The following is a 295-nucleotide window of genomic DNA, read 5'->3' as shown; positions in this document are numbered from 1 at the left end:
GCACTGAACTTTGAGCCTACTTGTGTAGGATAGGTGGGAGGCTTTGAAACTGTGACGCCAGTTGCAGTGGAGCCATCCTTGAAATACCACCCTGGTATGTTTGAGGTTCTAACCCAGGTCCGTTATCCGGATCGGGGACAGTGTATGGTGGGTAGTTTGACTGGGGCGGTCTCCTCCCAAAGAGTAACGGAGGAGTACGAAGGTGCACTCAGCATGGTCGGAAATCATGCAATGAGCATAATGGTATAAGTGCGCTTGACTGCGAGACAGACATGTCGAGCAGGTACGAAAGTAG

General features: G+C 51.2%; 1 rRNA gene. It reads left to right on the top strand.

Annotated features, from left to right (window positions below):
• Positions 1-295, top strand: a 23S ribosomal RNA gene (locus tag AVJ23_RS22000); the annotation flags it as partial.

Source organism: Pseudoponticoccus marisrubri, assembly GCF_001482405.1.
Classification (GTDB): domain Bacteria; phylum Pseudomonadota; class Alphaproteobacteria; order Rhodobacterales; family Rhodobacteraceae; genus Pseudoponticoccus; species Pseudoponticoccus marisrubri.
The sequence above is the reverse complement of the archived record's forward strand: the minus strand, read 5'-3'. Positions and strand labels throughout refer to the sequence as shown.